The organism is Clostridium sp. AM27-31LB, from assembly GCF_003480745.1.
GTDB classification, from domain to species: domain Bacteria; phylum Bacillota; class Clostridia; order Lachnospirales; family Lachnospiraceae; genus Butyribacter; species Butyribacter intestini.
Genome location: NZ_QUJS01000001.1, coordinates 511,329 through 530,367 on the forward strand (window position 1 = coordinate 511,329; position 19,039 = coordinate 530,367).

The following is a 19,039-nucleotide window of genomic DNA, read 5'->3' on the forward strand; positions in this document are numbered from 1 at the left end:
ATGTTTTTTACGATATTGGCGATAATAGGAAAAATATTACTGACGATATTAAAAATATTGCTCTTTCTTTTATTGCTTGTTTTACTTGTCACAGGGCTTGTCCTATTCGTTCCGGTCAGATATGATTTTAGCGGCAGTTATCATGGAGATGATATAAGGGCAGATGGTGAAGTTTCGTGGCTTATTCATTTCATCTCATTGAGATTTTGGTATAGGGACGGTAAAACACCGTATATACTAAGGATAGCAGGGATAAAGATACTGCCGGGAAAAATAAAAGAGAAACAGGAGCGGAAAGGTAAACAAAAAGCGGGGGCAAAACATAAAAATAAAAAGACTGCTCGAAAGAGTAATAAGACTACCGCAGAAAATGAAAGCAAAGATAGTGTTGTAAAGGGTGGTAAAGATTTTTTTAGAAAAAATGATGCGGACAGAGCAGATGCAGGAGAGGAAAAGCTGGAAGATGTGCAGAAAGTTGACTTGAAAAAAGACATAGAAGATAAAACATATCCTTTGAAAACAGCAGAGAGAGAACCTGATATTGAGATAAACGAAAATAAGGAAAATATAAAACCGGATATTGAACTGGGCGAAAATAAAACAGAGACAAAAAAAGACATTAAACAAAATAAAAAGAACAATAAGCAAAAAAAATCTTTGTGGAAAAATATCGTATCAAAGTTAAAATGTTTGATGCAGATTCCTAAAAAAATCGCAGATACATTTAAGAAAGTATCAGATGCCGTAAAAAAAATATTTGCAGCCGTAAGGAGCGGTAAGGAAAAAGCCGTTCTTGTAAAGGAGTTTGTCTTTGGCAGGGAGTGTCTTGATTTTGTTTGCGTTGTGAGGGATAATGTGTTACATTTATGGAGACATATAAAACCAAAGCTTTTAAGAATTGATATGACTATAGGTTTTGATGACCCGGCGGTGACGGGACAGGTGCTAGGAGTTATAGCAGCATTCTGCGGTGCGGCAGGAATGATGCCGTGTGTCACACCTGATTTTGAAAAACGGGTATTTGAAAGTGATATAGAAATAAAAGGCAGGGTAACAGTATTTGTCCTGCTTAAGATATTGATAAAAGTTTATTTTTGTGAAGAACTAAAAGAGTTTAAGAAAAGTTATAAGAGTATAAGGGAGGTATTATAATGGCAGATAACGGATTTAATTCAACAGTACAGGCATTGTTTAAGGGACTTGAAGGTTTTCTGACAACAAAAACGGTAGTCGGAGATGCAGTGAAATTTGATGATGGGACTATCATTCTTCCACTTGTCGATGTGACATTCGGTGCAGGTGCAGGAGCATTTTCAGGACATTCGGCTGACAAGGGAAAAACAGACGGGAAGAACAACGCTGGCGGCGGTATGGGTGGAAAGATACAGCCAAGTGCCATTCTTGTTATAAAAGACGGAGAGACAAAACTTGTAAATGTCAAAAACCAGGATGGAATGACAAAAATTCTCGATATGATACCGGGGGTCATAGATAAATATGTACCGTCAAAAAAGGGCAAAACTAAGAAAAATAAGGCAGATAAGGCTGCTTCGGGCGAAGAAAAACAGGCACAGGATATAGAAGATGTGGTAACGGATTATGTCGAAGAGGAATAAAAAATAAAAAAGTGCTTGCATTTTGTGATAAAGTTTGTTAGAATGGTCGTGTTGTGCTAATAAATACTGATTAGAAGTAAGTATGAATCAGGATTCAATAGATTAAAATAAGGAGGTGCTTACGATGGCAAAATGTGCAGTTTGTGGAAAGGGTGTTCATTTCGGTATTAAGGTGAGCCATTCACACAGAAGAAGTAATAAAATGTGGAAGCCAAACATTAAGTCAGTCAGAGTTAAAGTTAATGGCGGCACAAAGAAGATGCCGGTATGTACAGGATGTTTACGTTCTGGAGCTGTTGAGCGTGCGTAAGTGCATCTCGGATATAAATGGGGATCGGATAAACCGGTCCCTTTTCTTTTTGACTATTTAAACTATGGAAAAAATTTTAAAATGGACAAATTAATGTTCATATAAAAATTTTAATTTACATTTTTTAACAGCAGAATAAATTATATCCGAGGATAAGCAAAAGTATAATGATTATTATTGCGAGTATCCCATTTGTGACAAAAAACATTATTGTCATACCGACGGCAATCCAAAAAAATATAAAACCTATCATTCTTTTCATATGGTTGCAAATAAATTCCTATTATTGTATAGTATTACTATATGATGTCGAGATTAAATGTAGTACACGACTGCTGATAAAATATAAGACTAGGAGGAATGTATATGAGAGGTAAAATGAGTACGGATATGGGAGAAATTATCATAGATAAGGATGTCCTTGCCAAATATGCAGGAGCTGCGACAACTGAGTGCATCGGTATTGTCGGAATGGCATCTGTAAATGTCAAAGACGGAGTTACAAAGCTTCTCAAAAGGGAAAGTGCCGGCAGAGGAGTAAATATATCAATAGTTGACAATAAGATAAAGATAGAACTTCACATTATCGTGGCATACGGAGTAAGCATCCGTGCGGTTTCACAGAATGTTATTGAAAATGTAAAATACAAGATAGAAGAATTTACCGGTATGGATGTTGAATCCATAAATGTCATTGTTGAAGGTGTTCGTATTATTGATGAGGATTAAGCAGGTACAAGGAGGAACAGAAAGTGGCTTTAAAATCAATAGATGCAGTGATGATACAGAAAATGTTTTTGTCTGGTGCAAAAGCATTAGAAGCAAAGAAAGAGTATATAAATGAACTTAATGTATTTCCGGTACCTGATGGAGATACGGGAACAAATATGACGATGACGATAATGTCTGCGGCTAAAGAGGTCACAAGTCTTGAAAAGCCGGGTATGGATGAGCTTGGAAAAGCAATATCGAGCGGTTCATTAAGAGGTGCAAGAGGTAACTCCGGTGTTATTATGTCTCAGATATTCAGAGGTTTCGTAAAAGAAATAAAAGGAAATGATACACTTGATGTAAATATTATTGGAAATGCAGTACAGCACGCGGCTGAGACAGCTTACAAAGCAGTTATGAAGCCTAAGGAGGGAACTATCCTTACAGTTGCAAAGGCAGGTGCCGAAAAAGCACAGGATATGCTCATAAATTCCGACACGGAAGATATAATTGAGTTTTGTGATGCAGTTGTTGCCTGCATGGAAGAGACATTATTAAAGACTCCTGATATGCTTCCGGTTCTTAAACAGGCAGGCGTTGTCGATTCAGGCGGAGAAGGACTTATGACATTTTTAAGAGGTGCGATAGATGCTCTTAAGGGAAAAGTCTCAGACTTTACCGTAAAAGTTTCCGGAACATCAAGAGTTGTCAAAGCCAGTACCACTGCAACAGAGGAAGATATTAAATTTGGATATTGTACTGAGTTTATAATCATGCTTGAGAGAGAAAAGGATGTTGTAGAACACCAGTTAAAAGAATATCTTCAGAAGATAGGTGACTGCGTTGTTGTTGTGGCAGATGATGATATAGTAAAAGTCCATGTTCACACAAATGATCCGGGACTTGCCATTCAGAAAGCACTTACTTACGGCTCGCTCACAAGCATGAAGATAGATAATATGCGTGAGGAACATCACGAAAAAGTTATAAAAGATGCAGAAAAAGCGGCACAGGCTCAGGAAGAAAAAAGCAGCGAGCCTGCAAAAGAAGTAGGATTTATAGCTGTTTCAGCAGGTGACGGACTGTCAGACATATTTAAGGACTTAGGTGTTGACTATATCATCGAGGGCGGTCAGACAATGAACCCAAGCACCGAGGATATATTAGAAGCCGTTGACAAGGTAAATGCAAAAAATATATTCGTACTTCCAAACAATGGTAATATAATCCTTGCGGCAGAACAGGCAAAACAGCTTACGGAGGACAAGAATTTAATAGTCATTCCGTCTAAGAACATTCCGCAGGGAATTTCAGCAATGATAAACTTTGTCGGAAATAAGAGTGTCGGGGAAAACGAGAAAAATATGTCAACCGAAATGCTTAATATAAAGTCAGGCCAGGTGACATATGCAGTAAGAGATACAAATATGGACGGCAAGGATATAAAGCAGGGTGACTTTATGGGACTTACTGACAAGACCATAGTTGCCGTGGAAAAAAATGTCGATGATGCCACAAAAGCACTTATCGCCGAAATGATAGATGATGATGCAGAGCTTGTAAGCATTTATTATGGTGCAGATGTGAGTGAAGAAGAAGCTGAAAAACTTGCAAACAGCCTTGAAGCTGAGTACGAAGATATAGAGTTTGAAGTACAGTATGGCGGACAGCCTGTATATTCATACTTTGTATCAGTCGAGTAGAGCAGTCGGATATGCGCTGTGATGGTAATATGTAACAGTTTAGTCCGCAAAATAATCTGTAATACATGAGCTTGCTCATTGGATTGCAGATTATTTTTGAGGGTGGGAGAGTCTTTTATTTATTAAAAGGCTAAAATGTTACATATCATAGAGCAGGTATCATGAAACAATACAAATACAGGAGAAATTCGATGGAACTTAATGACAGCATCATAAATATTAAGGGAATCGGAGAAAAAAGTGAGAAGCTTTTCAACAAACTTGGAATATCTACGGTTGGAGAGCTTCTTTGCTATTATCCGAGAGAATATGAGATATTCAGACAGATTGAGCCAATATCCGGTGTGGCAGAGGGACGGACAGTGATAGTCGAGGGAAGTATAGTGTCAAAACCCAGAGCATCAAGACATGGCAATCTGAAAATAATAGAGTGCGATATAAAGGACTCCACAGGACTCTTGAGAGTAGTGTGGTTTAATATGCCGTTTCTTATGAAAACACTTCATATGGGGACAAAGTATATATTGAGAGGTACAGTGGTAAATAAAAACGGTATATTAAGGCTTCAGCAGCCAAAGATAATAAGCATGAAAGAATATGCAAACAGCATAAATAAACTGTTTCCGATATATTCACTCACGGCTGGAATGACAAATAATACAATATTAAAAGCCGTAAAAAACGGTCTTGATAACACGGATTTTGAAAAAGATATACTTCCGGCAGCAATAAGAAAAAAATATGACCTTGTCATGTGGAAAAAGGCAATACAGAGTATTCATTTTCCAAAAGATAAGGAGGAGTGCATAAAAGCAAGAAAAAGGCTTGTGTTTGATGAATTTTTTTCATTCTTTACGATGATGAACCGGTTAAAAAAAGAGAGAAACAAAGAAAAATCGGTATTTGAAATTTCTGATATGTATATTATTGAAGAAATAAAAGCTGTACTTTCATATACTCTTACCGAGGGACAGGATGCAGCGGTATCAGACATTATAAATGATATGGAATCGGGTTATGTTATGAACAGACTTATACAGGGTGATGTAGGTTCCGGAAAGACGATTGTTGCAGTTATCGCACTTGCACTTGTAGTGAAAAATGGGTATCAGGGAGCGATAATGGTTCCGACGGAGGTGCTCGCAAAACAGCATTATCAGTCTTTTTGCGAGGTGCTTGGGGAGTTTGGCATAAGAATAGGAATGTTGATAGGCTCAATGACAGCAGCTCAGAAGAAAAAAGAGTATAAAAAAATAGAAGATGGTGAGATTGATATAGTAGTAGGCACACACGCACTTATACAGGAGAAAGTGTCATTTAAAGACCTTGCACTTGTGGTGACTGATGAGCAGCACCGATTTGGTGTGAGACAGAGGGAGGCATTGTCATCAAAAGGCAGGGAACCTCATATGCTCGTTATGAGTGCGACCCCTATTCCGAGGACACTTGCGATAATCTTATATGGTGACCTTGATGTATCAGTTATAAATGTGATGCCGAAAGGAAGACTTCCAATAAAAAACTGTGTTGTCGGAACAAATTACAGACCTCAGGCTTACAGGTTTATGGAGAAAGAGATAGCAGCTGGACATCAGGTGTATATAATATGTCCTATGGTCGAGGAAAGCGAGAACATGGAGGCTGAGAATGTAACTGATTATACCAATATGCTGGAGACAACGCTTGCACCATCGATAAGGATAAAAGCACTTTACGGAAAAATGAAAGCGTCACTTAAAAATGAGATAATGGAACAGTTTGCGGCACATGAGATAGATATACTCGTTTCGACTACCGTAATAGAAGTTGGAATAAATGTGCCTAATGCTACCATTATGATGATTGAAAATGCAGAGAGGTTTGGACTTGCACAGCTTCATCAGTTAAGAGGTCGTGTCGGACGAGGAGACAGCCAGTCATATTGTATATTTATGGCTGGAAATCCGTCAAAGGATACAATGAAAAGACTTAGGGTATTAGAGGACTCTAATGACGGCTTTTTTGTGGCAAAGCAGGACCTTAAACTCAGAGGACCGGGGGATTTCTTCGGCATAAGACAGAGTGGAGAACTTGACTTTGCACTTGCAGATATATATCAGGATGCCGATATAATGAAAATGGCAAATGAAGCAGCAAAGGAATGTGAAATATCGTTAAAAGATTGCAATTATGGCAAAAAGATAGTAATATAGGCAATAAAGATAATTTTGACAGTTCATTGATTTTAGTTTTGGAGGAATGTGAATTGATGACCAAAGAACAGTACACACCGGAGAAACTGTTTGAACTTGGTAAAAATAATTATGAAAAGCTCGTATCGTATTGTGAGATACTCGAGGTAAATAGTTTTTGGGACCAGGCAAGACAGGTGATGAAAAAGACGAGTATGCAGGTGCTTGACCTGTATGTGCAGTCAGTGCTCATCAATTTTGTGGTTAAATGCACAGATACAGTAGAAGGACAGCAAAGAGAATTTATAAGGTTGGTCACTAAGACCAATCCGCTTGGCATACCCGAAAATGGAAATATAGAGCAAAAGACAATTACCGAAAGCAGACAGTATTATGAACTTCCCCCGGTATTGCTGCAGCTTTGTGGACTTTATGATAAAGAGCGTAAGGAGATAATGACAGAGTATTTTCTTGATTCATTTCTGAACATTCTTTTGTGTATGGCATATATGAATGATGGCAAAGACCATGAAATAAATGAGTTTATCCAGAAATATTATGACAAGATAAGCAATTTTATAGTAAACAGGGACAGGAGTATTCATTCTGAATATATTGTGAGAAAGCTTACCTCCGGAGTTATAAGGTGCGATGTAGAGTGGGTCAGGAAAAAACAGACTGAGATAGAAGAAAAGGAAAGAAAGAGAAAAGAAGCCGAAAAAAAGAGACAGGCACAGAGAAAAAAAGAAGCTGAAAAGAAAAGGGAGGCTGCAGGAAAGAGAGAAATTGAGAAAAAAAAGGCTCAGGAGGAGAAAAATAAAAAGAAAGACAGCAGCGTAATAAAAAAAGAAGATGAAGCAGAGCCGCAGAAAGAAAATAAAAAAAAGACAGACATAAAAAAGCTTTCGTTGAATGAGCTGAAGAAAAATGTTAAAAAAAGCAATGGTTCTAAAAATGAAATCATGACGAATGAGCCGGAGAGTGATAATGCAAAGAGGGGAATACTAACAAATAACGGTGATATTCTTACTGATATTGAAGCCGAAAAGCTAAAGATAATGAAGCAGCAGGAGGAACAGCGGCTTGCCAGAGAAGAATTTATGAAAGTCAAGCAGCGTATCCTTGAAAGAGAGCGTATCCAGAAAGAAGAACAGGAAAAACGCATTAAGGCTTTAGTTGATGAGCTTAATGACATGGTCGGCTTAAGTGAAGTAAAAGAAGAAATAAGGTCACTTGTCAATCTTATCAAGATAAGAAAACTCAGAGAAGAAATGAATATGCCCGTTATGGATATGTCATATCATATGGTATTTACCGGTGGACCGGGAACAGGAAAGACAACCGTTGCAAGGCTTGTCGGAAAGATATACAAGGAACTTGGAATATTGTCAGACGGGAAAATGATAGAAACTGACAGATCAGGTCTGGTGGCAGGCTATGTAGGTCAGACTGCAATGAAAGTACATGATGTTGTCAAGGAAGCAATGGGCGGTATTTTGTTTATAGATGAGGCATATTCACTTGTAAATCCGGATATGCCAAATGATTTTGGAACGGAAGCTGTTGATGCACTTGTAAAGCTGATGGAGGACAACAGAGATGATCTTGTCATAATCGTTGCTGGATATACCGATGAAATGGAAAATTTCCTTAAGAGCAATACGGGTCTTATATCAAGATTTAACAAATTTATCAATTTTCCGGATTATACGAAAGAGGAACTTGTAAGCATACTTGCTGTCATGGCGGAAAAAGCAGGACTTAAGATAGATGATGCAGCAAAACAAAAAGTTCTTGAACTTCTCAGAAAAAAGAGGAAAGAGCAGTGGAAAGATTTTGGAAATGCACGTGGAATGAGAAATATGTTTGAAAAATTTGTGGTAAATCAGGCAAACCGTCTTGTAAAACTTGAAAATCCGACAAGAGATGATCTTATGACGATAAAGGAAGAGGATGTGTTTGACCGTTAGCAAAGAGTGTGTTAAAATAATAATAATTGCATGGAGAGATAATAATGAGAGTGATTGCAGGAAAAGCAAGAAGAACTAATCTGGTGACACCGGAAGGCAAAAATACAAGACCGACTTCTGACAGGATAAAAGAGACATTGTTTAATATGCTTCAGCAGGAGCTTTATGATGTGCGTTTTCTTGATATATTCAGCGGGAGCGGTGGTATTTCGATAGAAGCATTAAGCCGTGGTGCTAAAGAAGCGGTTATGATAGACAATGATGCGGCTGCCGTAAGATGTATAAAAGAAAATATTAAGAGAACTCACTTTGAAGATTCGGCAAGAGTTTTAAAGATGGAAGCAGTATCAGCATTGAAAAAATTAGATGTCGAGGGGAGAACATTTGATATTATATTTATGGATCCACCGTATAATCACGATACGGAAGCAAAGATTCTTAATATTTTGCTTGATTCAGGACTTGTGCATGAAAATACTCTTATAATTATTGAGACATCGCTTGAGACTGATATATCATATATGTATGATATGCCATGTAAGGTTGAAAGAGTTAAAGAATATAAGACAAATCGTCATATATTCATTAGAGCAAAGTAAAATCTGCTGTTCGCATAAAAAAGCGGAATGCAGTTTGAAAAACAGAGGGAAGATATGAAAACAGCAGTATTTCCGGGGAGTTTTGACCCGGTAACATCAGGACATTTAGATTTGATAAAGAGAGCTTCAAAGATGTTTGACAGGCTGATACTTGGAGTTCTTATAAACAGTTCAAAAAAGCCGCTGCTTACCGTTGAGGAGAGAGTGAGACTTTTAAAAGAGGTAACAAAAGATTTAAAAAATGTTGAAGTTGAAGCTTTTGACGGGCTTTTAGTGGATTTTGTTGACCGATGTGATGCGGATGTGATAGTGAGAGGTCTGAGAACATCCAATGATTTTGAGTATGAACTTCCGCTTGCACAGGCAAATTATAAATTAAATGAGAGTGCAGATACGATATTTCTTGCGACATCGCCGGAATATTCATATATCAGTTCAAGTGCAGTAAAGGAACTGATGAGATATAATGCCGACATAAGTGGGTTTGTACCAGAAGAAGCACTTAAATACCTAAATTAAGATAAAAGACGGGGGAATTAAAATGCAGGAAAGCAGAGAGAGCAGGATTGAACAGAAAATAGAGGATATTTATTCATTTGTTGAAAGTTGTAAGATGCAGAGATTATCAGCTACAAGGGTTATAGTTCCAAAAGATGAACTTTATGACCTGCTTGACGATCTTCGCAGAGATATTCCGGCAGAGATAAAAAGATATAGAAAAATATTAAATCAGAGAGATGCTATTTTAGATGATGCAAATACAAAGGCACAGGCAATGCTTGCAGATGCAAAAGAGCAATACAAGGCACTTGTAGAGGAACATAACATCATGCAGCAGGCATACCAGCAGGCAGAAAAAACGGTAAACGAAGCCAATCAAAGAGCACAGGAAATCCTCAATGATGCGAGAAAGCAGGCAGAGGAAATAGGAAGTGGAGCTATTTATTATACATCAGATCTTCTTACGATGGCAGAAAAAACTATACAGGCTGCATACACAAATACTATAAACAATTCAAAAGTACTTGAGAAGTCTCTTAAAGAATATCTTGATACAGTAAGAACTAATAAGGCGGAGCTTGTAGTAGATCAGAATCAGTCAGATGTACATGAGAGTGAGCAGGGCGGCGAAACGGCAGAAAGACAAAGACAGTCAGGTTCTTCAAACGAAGAAGAATAAGATAGCATACAGCATACATACTACCATGCAGATATATGACTGATACACATACATGGACAAATGGTATTACTGTTTTAGGGTAACTTACGGTTAAAGGAGAAAGAGTGGCAGATGAATACGAAAAATGATGTTGAAGTTATAATAAATGGAAAACAATATACACTCAGTGGTTATGAAAGCAGTGAGTATCTTCAGAAAATTGCAAATCATATTAATGATAAGATCGCTGAGTTCAAAGAACAGGATGGATATTTACGACTTGATACTGAGATGAAAAATATTCTTCTTGCGATAAATCTGTCAGATGAATATTATAAAGCATTAAAGGATTCAAATGATATAAAAAAAGAAAATGAAGAAATGGAAAAAGAAATATTTGATATAAAACATGAAATGCTCACAATGCAGTCGGAGCTTGACAAAGCGAATGGGCAGATTAAAAAACTGGCAGAAGAAAGACAGGCAGCTAAGGATCAGGTTATTAGGCTTGAAACAGAGTTAGGAAGAAATAAACACAGATAATAAATAATGGGGACTGTATTCAGTCCCCATTGCTTTACACAAAATAAAAGGTATATAAGATATTTATGGAGGATGTGGATTTGAAAGATAAGATAAAAGTTCCGGAGATACTTGCACCGGCAGGTTCTATGGAGAGCCTTAAGGCGGCAGTAGCAGCCGGGTGTGATGCTATATATATCGGTGGCAGCAGATTTGGTGCGAGGGCATATGCCGACAACCCCGAAAAAGATGAAATGTTAAGTGCCATAGAATATTGTCACTTACACGGAGTTAAGATATATATGACGGTCAATACATTGTTAAAGGACAGGGAAATGGATGAACTCTATCCGTTTTTGAAACCATATTATGAAGCAGGGCTTGATGCCGTGATAGTACAGGATATAGGAGTTTTAAAAAATATACATGAATGGTTTCCTGATATTGAAATCCATGCAAGTACACAGATGACACTTACGATGGGAGTCTCGGACAAACTGTTAAAAAAATATGGTGTTACGAGGATGGTTCCTGCGAGGGAACTTTCTATGGAAGAACTTGTTCAGATGAGAAAAGACACATCTCTTGAAATGGAAGTGTTTGTTCACGGAGCACTTTGTTACTGCTATTCAGGTCAGTGTCTTTTTAGCAGTATGTTAGGCGGCAGAAGCGGAAACAGGGGAAGATGTGCCCAGCCTTGCAGACAGCAGTATCTTGTTGACGGCAAAAAGTGTGGCATTGGTGAGTATGTGTTAAGTCCGATGGAGCTTTCAAATCTTCCTTATATAGCAGAAATGATAGAGTGCGGCATTGACTCCTTTAAAATAGAGGGCAGGATGAAACGACCGGAATATACTGCATTTGTTACGGCAATGTTCAGAAAATATACAGACCTTTATGTTGAACTTGGGAAAGACGGATATAGAGATTACATTAAAACAAATAGAGCTGAATTTGAAAATGACATTTGCCATCTCAAGGAGATTTATAATAGAGGTGGATTTACCCAGGGGTATCTTGAAGGAAGAAGCGGTGTTCCGCTTGAAAAGAAAAAATATGACAGCGGGGTGATGTTATCGGCAAAAAGACCAAAACATGGCGGAGTATTAGTGGGAAAGGTCATTTCCGTGGGGAAAGGTTCGCTCAGATACAAACTTGATAAAGATATATATCCGCAGGATGTTGTGGAGTTCTGCGATAACAATATGAGACAGGAGTATGAATATACGGTAGGAACTCATTTAAAAGCAGGTATGCAGGTTGAAGCGAGATTTAAAAAAGGCAGCCGTATTTTTGCCGGTGATGAAGTTTACAGAACAAAAAAAGCAGTTCTTCTTGACGATATAAGAGAAAAATATATAGATAAAGAAAAAAAGGTCATAATAACAGGAAAATTTGAAGCACATACAGGTGAAAATGCCGTATTGCAGGTGATACTTAAAGATATAGTGTATTCCGTGAGCGGTGATGTGTGTCAGAATGCACTTAAAAATCCGGCAGATGAAAAGAGTGTAAAAAAAAGTATCATGCAGACAGGCAATACGGAATTTGAGTTTTCAACACTTGATGTGACAATGGATGATGGTCTTTTTATCCCGGTAGGAATGTTGAAAAAGATGCGTCGTGAGGCACTTGACGGTCTTAAAAAAAAGATTTTAGAAAAACATAGAAGAAGTGCCATGCCATGTGATGAGGGAGAGAAAGTTAAAGAATATTTAACTGGAGAGCCTGAAAAAGAGCTGGGCAAAACGACGGAGTATATTGTATCTGTCATGAACATGGAACAGTTGTCAGCCGTTTTAGATTTTAAAGATAAAAATATCACAAAGATTTATCTTCGCACGGAGATTTTAGACGATAATGAGATAAATCATGCCATAGATGAGATACACAAAAACAAAAAGAAAGTATTTATAGTGATGCCGCAGATATTCAGAAAGAATGTCTGGGAAAGGGAAAGTGCAGTCTTAACAGGGAAAGATAGTTCATATCTTGAAAAATGTGACGGATTTGTAATCAAAAACTTTGAGGAATACACATTTCTGACGGAAAAATGTATGATTTCTTCTGAAAAAATTGTGTGTGATGCACAGATGTATGTCATGAACAAAAGTGCATATGATTTTTGGAAAGAAAACGGCATAACTAAATTTACGATGCCGTTTGAACTGACGGAGTATGAGATGGACGGCATTGCCAAAAAAGCCGGATGTGAGTTTATATTATATACACATATTCCTCTTATGGTATCTGCACAGTGTGTCAGATATAACACAAAAAAATGTGCTTTTTCAGAGAAAAAAGGAATAAATGAAAAAATTATTCTTACAGACAGAAAATCGAGAGAGTTTATGGCAATAAATTATTGTAAATATTGTTATAATATAATATATCAAAAGACACCATTGTATCTTAAAGAATATGAAGACAAGCTTAAAGATAAAGGCATATCAAAGTTCAGATATGATTTTACATTTGAAAGCATAGAAGAGGTAAAGACTGTGCTTTCAGGAAAATACAACGGCATATATGATGAAGGTCATATTACAAATGGCGTAGAATAACTGGGGGGATTTAATGAATAAACAACAGGCAGCAGAAAAGCTGATAAATCTGTTCGGTGACATGAACATTATCGGTGTACTTCATTCTATACTTGTTGAAACATCAAAATATATAATAATTATATTGTTTGCAATATATACATGGCATTGTTTTACGGTTTTTATCGGGAGAAATAAAGAGAGAGAACAAAGAGTTTATGCAAGGCAGCAGAAAATGATGTTTGCAATACATTTTATAGCAACATTTGTATTGTTCTTAAACAGTCTTGACAAAAATATATTGATATTTTATGTGTGCCAGTTTTTAATGCTGGTATTTATGTGCAAGGCTTATCCTTTTGTGTATAAGGGAATGTCAAAGCTTGTTTTAAATAATATGATGATGCTTCTGACTATCGGTTTCATAATGATAGAAAGACTCAGCACGGTGGACATAATCAGACAGATGATATTTGTTGCGGCTATAGGGGTTGTGGCTTTGTTTATACCATTTATTATAGAAAAATTTCCTTATTTCGACAAATTTGGAGTTGTATATGCACTGATAGGTATAGCAATGCTGTCACTTGTGTTTGTGATAGGAAAGGAAAAATATGGGGCAAGAAACTGGATAATAATCGGAAGTTTCGCACTTCAGCCGTCAGAATTTGTGAAAATAATATTTGTATTTTTTGCGGCAGCTTTTTTGTCGAGAGTGAGAAATTTTGCAGATGTAGTAAAAGTCTCTATACCAGCGGCAATTCATGTGCTTATACTCATAGCAGAAAAAGATTTAGGCGGTGCACTCATATTTTATATAACTTATCTTGTTATATTATATGTATCGACAAGAAAAGAGAGTTATCTTGTTCTTGGAACAGGGGCATTGGCAGCAGGAGCAGTTCTTGCGTACAAGCTGTTTTACCATGTAAGGGTAAGAGTTTCAGCATGGAAAGACCCCTGGAGCGATGTTGCAAATAAAGGTTACCAGGTAACACAGTCATTATTTGCGATAGGTACCGGCGGATGGTTTGGAATGGGATTTTGCGAGGGAACACCGGAAAAGATACCCGTTTCAAAAACAGATTTTATCTTTTCTGCTATATGCGAGGAGATGGGAGTTTTTTTTGGTATATGCATTATACTTGTGGAGATAAGCTGCTTTATAATGTTTATAAATATTTCTTTGAAGATAGAAAATAGATTTTATAAGCTTACTGCACTCGGCTTAAGTGTTGAATATATGTTTCAGGTATTTCTTACAATAGGCGGAGTTACAAAGTTTATTCCATCTACCGGAGTTACCCTGCCGCTTGTAAGTTACGGAGGAAGTTCAGTCACAAGTACACTGATACTGTTTGCTATAATACAGGGATTATATGTTATAAACAATAAAAGGGGGGATGATGATGAGGCGGAGTCATAATGACAGGAGCAGAGAAAAAAATTCAGGGAAAAATCGGAACACGGATTTAAAGAGAGCCGGCAGAAGCGTAAGAATAGGACGAAGCATCAGGGGGGCAGGGGGGAGCGGACATGACTCCGATATGCGTCAACAGGATGTTCAAAACAGAGAAAGAAAAATGGGAAACCGTCAGATATTGGTAGTAACCTATTGCTTTGTTGCACTATTTCTTGCAATGGTTTTGTATATTACAAGATTTATGGTGCGTGACAGTGCGGATATAATAAATAATTCATATAATAAAAGGCAGGAGGTACTTGCCAAAAAAGTAAAGCGTGGCGATATAGTATCTGCTGACGGAAAGGTACTTGCAAAGACGATAACAGACAAACATGGAAATGATACAAGATATTATCCATATAAAAATATGTTCTGCCATGCCGTCGGAAGAATTACAAACAGTATGACGGGAGTGGAATTAAGTCAGTGTTATCCGCTGCTTACTTCCCATGCAAATCCAGCCGAACAGCTTTTTTCAGATTTCAAGGGAGAAAAAAAGCCTGGGGATAATGTTATAACCACACTTGACTACAAACTTCAGAAAACGGCGTATAATGCACTTGGAAGTTATAAAGGAGCAGTTGTTGCGATGGAACCGTCAACAGGAAAGATTCTTGCTATGGTTTCAAAACCCGACTATGACCCAAACAATGTTTCTAAGGACTGGAGTAAACTAATATCCGGGAACAGCACGGAGTCGGCATTACTAAACAGGGCAACTCAAGGGTTATATCCTCCGGGCTCTACATTTAAGATAATGACTGCAACTGAATATATTCTTGAAAATCAGGACAGCTATAAAAAATACAGATATGTGTGTAAAGGCTCAGATTCATTTTATGGTAACAGGATAAGGTGTTATGCCGGGGAAAGACACGGGGAAGTAGATTTAAGACGGGCATTTGCAAAATCATGTAACTGTTCATTCGCAGATATAGGCTTAAAACTTAATGTGGATAAATTCAGGGAATTATGCGAAAAATTTAATTTTAACAAGAGTCTTTCAGTAAACTTTGATTATAAGAAAAGCAGTTTTGTACTTAACAGAAAGTCAGATAAATATGAGGTAATGCAGACATCTATAGGTCAGGGAAAGACGGGAATAACACCTCTTGAGAATGTACTTATAAGCAGTACGATAGCAAATGATGGAAAAATGATGACACCGTATATAGTCGATCATACGGAAAATGATGCCGGAAAGACGGTTAAAAGCTATTCACCTAAAAAAATAGGAAATATAATAGACAAAAAAACAGCAGGAACGGTAAAGAAACTGATGAAAGCCGTTGTCAGTGAGGGAACAGGAACTGCACTTAACGGATTTTCTTATAAGGCTGCCGGAAAGACAGGATCTGCTGAATTTAATTCAAAGGGAAACTCGCATGCATGGTTTGTGGGATTTGCACCGGCAGATAAGCCTAAGATAGCGGTGAGTATAGTGGTCGAGGCAGCAGGAACAGGAAACAGGTATGCAGTGCCAATAGCAAAAGCAATGTTTAGTGAGTATCTGGGGAATTAGTTATAAATTGCGGGATTTTGAAAATTTGTTGCAAAAGTATGTTAAAAAGGGTATAATATACACAATATGTACACGCACACCAAGGAGGAATTGCAATGATCGAAGCAACGAGCTGTGGCGGCGTGGTGATTTTTAGAGGAAAAATCTTATTGCTCTACAAGAATTATAAACATCGTTATGATGGCTGGGTTCTTCCAAAGGGGACAGTCGAAGCAGGCGAGGAATATAAGGAAACTGCTTTAAGGGAAGTGAAAGAAGAAACGAATGTGGCTGCCAGTATTATCAAATATGTTGGCAAGAGCCAATATACCTTTAACACACCAAATGACACAGTAGTAAAAGATGTACACTGGTATCTTATGATGGCAGACAGTTATCACAGTAAACCTCAGAAGGAGGAATATTTTGTAGACTCAGGATATTATAAGTATCATGAAGCATATCATATGCTCAAATTTTCAAATGAAAAGCAGATACTGGAAAAAGCATATAGCGAATATCTTGATCTTAAAAGAAGTAATTTATGGGGAAGTCATAAGTATTTTTAAAGTAAATGCTTTTAGATAATCCATTTTACTTGACACAAAGAATTAAAAGATATATAATCTTATCAAGATTGTAGTCTATAGGACTGACAAAAGAAAAGTTAGTTTTGGGCAGATTATGTTATAAAATAAGATCTGTTATTAATTTATGCAAGGGAGAATGACCATGGGAAATAATATTTTAGTTGTTGACGATGCCGCATTTATGCGCATGATGGTAAAGGATATTTTAACAAAAGGTGGTTACAATGTAGTCGGTGAGGCTGAAAATGGGGTTGTCGCTATCCAGAAATATACAGAGTTAAAGCCTGATTTAGTTACACTTGATATTACTATGCCGGAGATGGATGGTATTCAGGCTTTAAAGAAGATTAAAGAAGCTGATGCCGGAGCAAATGTTATCATGTGTTCAGCAATGGGACAGCAGGCAATGGTTATTGAAGCTATTCAGAATGGAGCTAAAGACTTTATTGTTAAGCCATTCCAGGCAGATAGAGTTTTAGAGGCTGTTAAGAAAGTTATTGGTTAATATATCTACATAATTATTAATATTCCTATTGAAAATAATCTGCCGCATTTTTGATTGTGATTATGTGGCAGTTTCTTTTCAATAAAATCATTCGGGGATGAGTTGAAAAAAGAAAAAATATTGTTGACATTTCGGATGTTTAATGATATGATAGCAAATGTTGTGACAGCACAATATGCACTAGTGGCGGAACGGCAGACGCAACGGACTCAAAATCCGTCGGGGGTGACTTCGTGAGGGTTCAAATCCCTCCTGGTGCATTTACATATTGAGAGTTTAAAACTTGTACATTGGAGTTTATACTTTGATGTTCAAGTTTTTTTTCTACTCAATCTGTCAAAAAGGTTTATTGATAAATGTTTTCAATAAGATTACATATATACGGTAATTATCATGTTGACATTGAAAAAAGCAATGTTATAATAATCCTTGTTGATAAGAGTTTTCGTTAGAAAATAAAATTTATTATATAGACAAAGGAGTGGACAAATATGAGTAAATGTATTTATATGGACAATGCGGCTACCACGCAGGTATATCCTGAAGTGTTTGATGCTATGAAACCATATTTTACTGAGTTTTATGGAAATCCATCAAGTATATATAGTTTTGCAGGAAACAGTAAGAAAGCTGTTGAGGATGCAAGAAAGACTATTGCAGACTTTCTTGGTGCAAGAACGGAAGAGATTTATTTTACCGGCGGTGGAAGTGAATCTGATAACTGGGCATTAAAGGCAACTGCCGATGCTTACGCAAACAAAGGCAAGCATATTATCACTTCAAAGATAGAGCATCATGCTATTTTGCACACTTGTGAATATCTTGAGAAAAAAGGATTTGAAGTTACTTATCTTGATGTAGATGAGAACGGCTTTGTAAATCCTGCTGATGTTGAAAAAGCGATAAGACCTGACACGATACTTGTTTCAATCATGACAGCAAATAATGAGATTGGTACGATAGAGCCTATAGCTGAGATAGGAAAGATTGCTAAAGATCATGGTGTATTGTTCCATACTGATGCGGTTCAGGCATTCGGTCATATTCCTATGAATGTTGATGAGATGAATATAGATATGCTCAGTGCAAGCGGTCACAAAATAAACGGACCTAAGGGAATCGGTATCATGTATATCAGAAAAGGTGTAAAAATCGGTTCATTTGTTCATGGCGGAGCACAGGAGAGACAGAGAAGAGCAGGTACTCACAATGTTCCGGGTATTGTCGGGATAGGAAAAGCTGTTGAGCTTGCAAGAGACAATATGAAAGAGAGAATGGAATATGAGACAAAGCTCAGAGACCATCTTATAAGCAGAGTTATGGAAGAAATCCCTTACGCTAAATTAAATGGTGATAAAGTTAAAAGACTTCCAAACAATGTAAATGTATGCTTCAGGTTTATCGAGGGCGAGTCGATGCTCATTTTACTTGACCAGAACGGTGTCTGTGGTTCGAGCGGTTCAGCATGTACATCAGGTTCACTTGATCCTTCACATGTTTTACTTGCCATCGGACTTCCGCACGAGATAGCACATGGTTCATTGAGACTTACTTTATCAGAGAAAAACACAATGGAAGAAGTTGACTTTACGGTAGACAAACTTAAGGGAATTATCGAGAGACTTAGAAGTATGTCGCCTCTTTATGAGGATTTTGTAAAGAATAATAAATAGA

17 protein-coding genes and 1 tRNA gene are annotated in these 19,039 nt (G+C 37.2%); all 18 read left to right on the forward strand.

Annotation, left to right across the window (positions count from 1 at the left end; all coding sequences use genetic code 11):
* The 18 genes from DW721_RS02005 to nifS all read left to right on the forward strand — a co-directional run bounded on the left by DW721_RS02005 (position 1) and on the right by nifS (position 19,038).
* Complete coding sequence (locus tag DW721_RS02005; RefSeq protein ID WP_118744633.1) at positions 1-1,152, forward strand: DUF2953 domain-containing protein; 1,152 nt, start codon at positions 1-3, stop codon at positions 1,150-1,152.
* Positions 1,152-1,616 (forward strand): GerW family sporulation protein, encoded by a 465-nt coding sequence (locus DW721_RS02010; RefSeq protein ID WP_118744634.1) that lies wholly within the window; start codon positions 1,152-1,154, stop codon positions 1,614-1,616. The genes DW721_RS02005 and DW721_RS02010 overlap by 1 nt, the downstream gene beginning before the upstream one ends.
* A gap of 124 nt (positions 1,617-1,740) precedes the next feature.
* A complete protein-coding gene (gene rpmB, locus DW721_RS02015; RefSeq protein ID WP_022015606.1) occupies positions 1,741-1,926 on the forward strand; it encodes a 50S ribosomal protein L28 in 186 nt (61 codons plus the stop codon).
* Positions 1,927-2,292: 366 nt separating this feature from the next.
* On the forward strand, positions 2,293-2,655 hold the full coding sequence (locus DW721_RS02020) for an Asp23/Gls24 family envelope stress response protein (protein ID WP_022013510.1): 363 nt from the start codon (positions 2,293-2,295) through the stop codon (positions 2,653-2,655).
* Positions 2,656-2,678: 23 nt separating this feature from the next.
* Positions 2,679-4,340, forward strand: coding sequence for a DAK2 domain-containing protein (locus DW721_RS02025; RefSeq protein ID WP_118744635.1), 1,662 nt, complete (start codon positions 2,679-2,681; stop codon positions 4,338-4,340).
* Between the two features lie 161 nt (positions 4,341-4,501).
* On the forward strand, positions 4,502-6,532 hold the full coding sequence (recG, locus tag DW721_RS02030; protein WP_279221125.1) for an ATP-dependent DNA helicase RecG: 2,031 nt from the start codon (positions 4,502-4,504) through the stop codon (positions 6,530-6,532).
* Between the two features lie 56 nt (positions 6,533-6,588).
* Entirely contained in the window at positions 6,589-8,481 is a 1,893-nt protein-coding gene (locus DW721_RS02035) for an AAA family ATPase (RefSeq protein WP_118744637.1), read from the forward strand.
* Positions 8,482-8,525: 44 nt separating this feature from the next.
* Positions 8,526-9,080, forward strand: coding sequence for a 16S rRNA (guanine(966)-N(2))-methyltransferase RsmD (gene rsmD / locus DW721_RS02040; RefSeq protein WP_118744638.1), 555 nt, complete (start codon positions 8,526-8,528; stop codon positions 9,078-9,080).
* Positions 9,081-9,134: 54 nt separating this feature from the next.
* The gene (gene coaD, locus DW721_RS02045; RefSeq protein WP_118744639.1) at positions 9,135-9,599 is read left to right on the forward strand and encodes a pantetheine-phosphate adenylyltransferase; all 465 of its coding nucleotides are present in this window, start codon (positions 9,135-9,137) and stop codon (positions 9,597-9,599) included.
* 22 nt (positions 9,600-9,621) lie between these two features.
* The gene (locus tag DW721_RS02050) at positions 9,622-10,260 is read left to right on the forward strand and encodes a hypothetical protein (RefSeq protein WP_022013516.1); all 639 of its coding nucleotides are present in this window, start codon (positions 9,622-9,624) and stop codon (positions 10,258-10,260) included.
* Positions 10,261-10,371: 111 nt separating this feature from the next.
* Positions 10,372-10,782: a cell division protein ZapA gene (locus tag DW721_RS02055; RefSeq protein ID WP_118744640.1), complete on the forward strand. Its 411-nt coding sequence runs from the start codon at positions 10,372-10,374 to the stop codon at positions 10,780-10,782.
* Positions 10,783-10,862: 80 nt separating this feature from the next.
* Positions 10,863-13,325 (forward strand): U32 family peptidase, encoded by a 2,463-nt coding sequence (locus DW721_RS02060; RefSeq protein ID WP_182436171.1) that lies wholly within the window; start codon positions 10,863-10,865, stop codon positions 13,323-13,325.
* A gap of 13 nt (positions 13,326-13,338) precedes the next feature.
* Positions 13,339-14,730 carry an FtsW/RodA/SpoVE family cell cycle protein gene (locus tag DW721_RS02065; RefSeq protein ID WP_022013519.1) on the forward strand — a complete coding sequence of 464 codons (1,392 nt, stop codon included), beginning with the start codon at positions 13,339-13,341 and terminating at the stop codon, positions 14,728-14,730.
* Positions 14,714-16,291: a penicillin-binding transpeptidase domain-containing protein gene (locus DW721_RS02070; protein ID WP_243035923.1), complete on the forward strand. Its 1,578-nt coding sequence runs from the start codon at positions 14,714-14,716 to the stop codon at positions 16,289-16,291. Before DW721_RS02065 ends, DW721_RS02070 begins: the two co-directional genes overlap by 17 nt.
* A gap of 95 nt (positions 16,292-16,386) precedes the next feature.
* On the forward strand, positions 16,387-16,839 hold the full coding sequence (locus tag DW721_RS02075) for an NUDIX domain-containing protein (RefSeq protein WP_022013521.1): 453 nt from the start codon (positions 16,387-16,389) through the stop codon (positions 16,837-16,839).
* A gap of 163 nt (positions 16,840-17,002) precedes the next feature.
* The gene (locus DW721_RS02080) at positions 17,003-17,365 is read left to right on the forward strand and encodes a response regulator (protein ID WP_022013522.1); all 363 of its coding nucleotides are present in this window, start codon (positions 17,003-17,005) and stop codon (positions 17,363-17,365) included.
* Positions 17,366-17,542: 177 nt separating this feature from the next.
* Positions 17,543-17,625, forward strand: a tRNA-Leu gene (locus DW721_RS02085).
* A gap of 231 nt (positions 17,626-17,856) precedes the next feature.
* Positions 17,857-19,038, forward strand: coding sequence for a cysteine desulfurase NifS (nifS, locus tag DW721_RS02090; protein ID WP_022013523.1), 1,182 nt, complete (start codon positions 17,857-17,859; stop codon positions 19,036-19,038).
* Position 19,039 lies beyond the last annotated feature (1 nt).

Bases quoted from the DNA above. Each gene is read 5' to 3' on its own strand.
- DW721_RS02065 (WP_022013519.1), top strand. From the start codon at position 13,339: ATGAATAAACAACAGGCAGCAGAAAAGCTGATAAATCTGTTCGGTGAC.
- rpmB (WP_022015606.1), top strand. From the start codon at position 1,741: ATGGCAAAATGTGCAGTTTGTGGAAAGGGTGTTCATTTCGGTATTAAG.
- nifS (WP_022013523.1), top strand. From the start codon at position 17,857: ATGAGTAAATGTATTTATATGGACAATGCGGCTACCACGCAGGTATAT.
- DW721_RS02055 (WP_118744640.1), top strand. From the start codon at position 10,372: ATGAATACGAAAAATGATGTTGAAGTTATAATAAATGGAAAACAATAT.
- DW721_RS02020 (WP_022013510.1), top strand. From the start codon at position 2,293: ATGAGAGGTAAAATGAGTACGGATATGGGAGAAATTATCATAGATAAG.
- recG (WP_279221125.1), top strand. From the start codon at position 4,502: ATGAAACAATACAAATACAGGAGAAATTCGATGGAACTTAATGACAGC.
- DW721_RS02005 (WP_118744633.1), top strand. From the start codon at position 1: ATGTTTTTTACGATATTGGCGATAATAGGAAAAATATTACTGACGATA.
- rsmD (WP_118744638.1), top strand. From the start codon at position 8,526: ATGAGAGTGATTGCAGGAAAAGCAAGAAGAACTAATCTGGTGACACCG.
- DW721_RS02080 (WP_022013522.1), top strand. From the start codon at position 17,003: ATGGGAAATAATATTTTAGTTGTTGACGATGCCGCATTTATGCGCATG.
- coaD (WP_118744639.1), top strand. From the start codon at position 9,135: ATGAAAACAGCAGTATTTCCGGGGAGTTTTGACCCGGTAACATCAGGA.
- DW721_RS02070 (WP_243035923.1), top strand. From the start codon at position 14,714: ATGAGGCGGAGTCATAATGACAGGAGCAGAGAAAAAAATTCAGGGAAA.
- DW721_RS02010 (WP_118744634.1), top strand. From the start codon at position 1,152: ATGGCAGATAACGGATTTAATTCAACAGTACAGGCATTGTTTAAGGGA.
- DW721_RS02075 (WP_022013521.1), top strand. From the start codon at position 16,387: ATGATCGAAGCAACGAGCTGTGGCGGCGTGGTGATTTTTAGAGGAAAA.
- DW721_RS02050 (WP_022013516.1), top strand. From the start codon at position 9,622: ATGCAGGAAAGCAGAGAGAGCAGGATTGAACAGAAAATAGAGGATATT.
- DW721_RS02035 (WP_118744637.1), top strand. From the start codon at position 6,589: ATGACCAAAGAACAGTACACACCGGAGAAACTGTTTGAACTTGGTAAA.